Source organism: Dysosmobacter sp., assembly GCF_034093755.1.
Classification (GTDB): domain Bacteria; phylum Bacillota; class Clostridia; order Oscillospirales; family Oscillospiraceae; genus Oscillibacter.
In genome coordinates this window covers 1-3522 of sequence record NZ_JAXEBZ010000066.1, presented here as the reverse complement: position 1 = coordinate 3522, position 3522 = coordinate 1, and the positions used below count along the sequence as shown (strand labels likewise).

3 protein-coding genes are annotated in these 3522 nt (G+C 62.9%); all 3 read left to right on the top strand.

Annotation, left to right across the window (positions count from 1 at the left end):
* Window positions 1-316: 316 nt before the first annotated feature.
* The 3 genes from SOX55_RS08735 to SOX55_RS08725 all read left to right on the top strand — a co-directional run bounded on the left by SOX55_RS08735 (window position 317) and on the right by SOX55_RS08725 (window position 3321).
* The gene (locus tag SOX55_RS08735; protein WP_325287056.1) at window positions 317-1294 is read left to right on the top strand and encodes an L-threonylcarbamoyladenylate synthase; all 978 of its coding nucleotides are present in this window, start codon (window positions 317-319) and stop codon (window positions 1292-1294) included.
* A complete protein-coding gene (coaE, locus tag SOX55_RS08730; protein ID WP_325287055.1) occupies window positions 1291-1872 on the top strand; it encodes a dephospho-CoA kinase in 582 nt (193 codons plus the stop codon). Before SOX55_RS08735 ends, coaE begins: the two co-directional genes overlap by 4 nt.
* 63 nt (window positions 1873-1935) lie before the next feature.
* Window positions 1936-3321, top strand: a complete 1386-nt coding sequence (locus SOX55_RS08725) for an aminopeptidase (protein WP_325287054.1) — start codon at window positions 1936-1938, stop codon at window positions 3319-3321.
* Window positions 3322-3522: the final 201 nt, after the last annotated feature.

Sequence of the window (3522 nt, the reverse complement as noted above, 5' to 3'; positions counted from 1 at the left end):
ACAAGGCTCCCTCTGATGAGGGAGCTGTCGCGAAGCGACTGAGGGAGAGAAAATGTTCCGTCTTTTCCCATATTTACCAGAAATGCGAAAGCTTTCAGGCTTTCTCTCCCCCAGTCAGCTTCGCTGACAGCCCCCTCGTCAGAGGGGGCCTTGGAGACGCTAAACGATCATTTACGCAATAGTCATTGTCCCTGTGAAATTCTCAATCTGCGAAGCAGCGTGTTCATTTTCATTTTCAATTTCTGACCGAGGTGATCCTATGCAGACTTTACTCTTATCCGCCCGGGAGCCGGGAACGCCTGCTCTTGCCGCGGAATTGATCAAGCGCGGAGAGCTGGTGGCCATTCCCACGGAGACGGTTTACGGTCTCGGTGCCAATGGTCTGGATGAAGCCGCCGTGGCTAAGATTTTTGAAGCCAAGGGCCGTCCCCAGGACAACCCTCTGATCCTGCACATCTGCGGCCCGGAGCAGATCGAGCTGTTCTGCCACCATATTCCGCAAAAAGCCTACGACCTGGCCCGAACTTACTGGCCCGGCCCTCTGACCATGGTGCTGCCAGCCCGGGACAGCGTCCCCCGGCGCACCACCGCCGGTCTGGATACGGTGGCCGTCCGCTGTCCGGACAACGCCGTGACCCGGGAGATCATCCGCCTGTCCGGGGTACCCATTGCCGCTCCCTCCGCCAACCTGTCCGGGAAGCCCTCCACCACCACGGCAGAGCATGTGCTCCACGATCACGACGGACGGATCGCCGCCGTGGTGGACGGAGGCCCCTGCCGGGTGGGTGTGGAATCCACCATTGTGGACCTGACCGAGGACCGGCCCCGGCTGCTGCGCCCCGGCGGCATCACGCCGGAGCAGCTGGTTGCCGTTCTGGGGGACCTGGTAGTGGACAAGGCCGTCACCGCCCAGATCGACAAGGATGCCGTGGTCAAGGCTCCCGGCATGAAATACCGCCACTACGCCCCCGCCGAGCCGGTGGTCATCGTCTCCGGCAGCCGGGAGAAGGCCGCCGCATACATTCACCGCCACTTTGTCCCCGGAGACCGGGTACTGTGCTTCCAGGAGGAGCTGCCCCTGTACGAAGGCTGTTCCCCCCTGGCCTACGGACGGGAGGCGGACGTGAACACCCTGTCCGCCGGACTTTTCGCCGCCCTGCGGGAGCTGGATGATCCCAGCATCCACCAGGTCTACGCCCGGTGCCCCGTGGGTGGCGGCGTGGCCTACGCCGTTCAGAACCGGCTGAAAAAGGCCGCCGCCTTCCACATCGTGGACGCGGAGGCAGAAGTATGATCCTGGGCATCACCGGCGGAAGCGGCTGCGGAAAGACCACCCTTCTGAAGCTCATCGGCCAGCAGGGCGGACTGATTCTGGACTGCGACGCCATCTACCATGAGCTGCTGGCCACCGACAGGGAGCTGCTGGCTGCCATTGAAGGCCGGTTTCCCGGTGTGGTCGCCGGCGGCGTGCTGCAGCGCAAAAAGCTGGGCGCGCTGGTCTTTTCCGACGGACAGGCGCTGGAGGATCTGAACCGGATCACCCACGGCGCCGTAAAGCGGGAGGTCCTGCGCCGGCTAGAAGCGGGGCCGAAGCTTGCGGCCATTGATGCCATCGCCCTGTTCGAGGGAGGGCTGGCAGAGCTTTGCGATCTGACCGTAGCCGTCACCGCCCCCACGGAAGACCGGGTCCGGCGGCTCATGGCCCGGGACGGCATCACCGAGGAATACGCCCGCAGCCGCATTGCCGCCCAGCACAGTCAGGACTGGTTCCGGCAGCGCTGCGGGGCCGTGCTGGAAAACGACGGCACGGAAGCCCGGTTCCGGGACAAATGTCTTGCTTTTCTGCGGCAATCCGGTATAATAGAGTCATAAACCGGGCGGGGGACCTCTCCCGCCCTTCCTGTGCCATTTTCAACTGTAAAGGAGAGAAAGATCATGACGACAGATGAACTGCGTGAATCCCTGCTGATGAAGCCCACGAACGGCTACACCAGCCTGACAGCGGAGCAGCGCACCGAAATGGAAGGCTACAGCAAGCGCTACATGGCCTTCATGGACGCCTGCAAGACAGAGCGGGAAGCCACCGCCTGGGCCGTCCGGGAGGCGGAAAAGCTGGGCTTCAAGCCCTTTGTCTCCGGCATGGAGGTCAAGCCCGGCGACAAGATCTACTACAACAACCGGGATAAGTCCATCGCTCTGGCGGTCATCGGCACCGAGCCCCTGAGCAAGGGCGCCAATATCTGCGCTGCCCACGTGGATTCCCCCCGGCTGGACATCAAGCCCAATCCCCTGTACGAGGATGCCGAGATCGCCTACTTCAAGACCCACTACTACGGCGGCATCAAGAAATACCAGTGGACCACCGTGCCCCTGGCGCTTCACGGCGTGGTCTACCGCAAGGACGGCACCGTGGTCACCATCACCATCGGCGAGGACGACAGCGACCCTGTGCTGATGGTCTCCGATCTGCTGATCCACCTGGCCGCCGACCAGATGCGCAAGACCGCCGCCGAGGTCATCGCCGGTGAGCAGCTGAACGTGATCCTGGGCACCGAGCCCATCGAGGGCGAGGGCGCGGATCTGGTGAAGCTGAACATCATGAAGCTGCTGAACGAGAAATACGGCCTTGTGGAGGCCGACTTCCAGTCCGCCGAGCTGACCGTGGTCCCCGCGGGCCGCTGCCGGGAGGTGGGCCTGGACCGGAGCCTCATCAGCTCCTACGGCCACGACGACCGGGTCTGCGCCTACGCGGAGCTGGAGGCCCTGTTCACCATTTCTCAGCCTGCCAAAACCGCCGTGTGCATCCTGGCGGACAAGGAGGAGATCGGCTCCGTGGGCATCTCCGGCATGCAGAGCCACTACTTTGAGCATTTCATGGGCGGTCTGTGCGATGCCCAGGGGGTGAAGCTGGAGGACTGCTTCGCCGCTTCCTTCTGCCTGTCCGCCGACGTATCCAACGCCTTTGACCCCAACTTCCCCGAGACCTGCGACCGCCGGAACAACTCCCAGCTGAATTACGGCATCTCCATCTGCAAGTACACCGGCTCCCGGGGCAAGGGCGGCGCCTCCGACGCCTCCGCCGAGGCCATGGGGCACGTCCGCACCACGCTGAACAACGCTAGGGTCCTGTGGCAGATCGCCACCCTGGGCAAGGTGGATCAGGGCGGCGGCGGCACCGTGGCCGCATACATGGCAGACCGGAACATCGTCACCGTAGACGCCGGTGTGCCCGTGCTGAGTATGCACGCCCCCCTGGAGCTGGTCTCCAAGCTGGACTGCTACGAAACCATGCTGGCATGTAAGGCTATTTACCTGGCGTAAGCACAGGGCAGGGATAACGAACAGAAAAGTGCCGGGGCATCGGAAGACCAGCCCCGGCACTTCATCGTTCTGATATCCCGTATCGCAGCATTCAGCCGCAGGAGCGTACATCGGATAAATGATCGTTTATCTTATGACGGCAGTTTGCTGGTTCCACTGGCGCGGTAGCGCCCAAGCCTTCTCCTTGAGGAGAAGGTGCCC

Excerpts from the sequence above, each read along its gene's own strand:
- coaE (WP_325287055.1), top strand. The coding sequence starts at position 1,291 with ATGATCCTGGGCATCACCGGCGGAAGCGGCTGCGGAAAGACCACCCTT.
- SOX55_RS08725 (WP_325287054.1), top strand. The coding sequence starts at position 1,936 with ATGACGACAGATGAACTGCGTGAATCCCTGCTGATGAAGCCCACGAAC.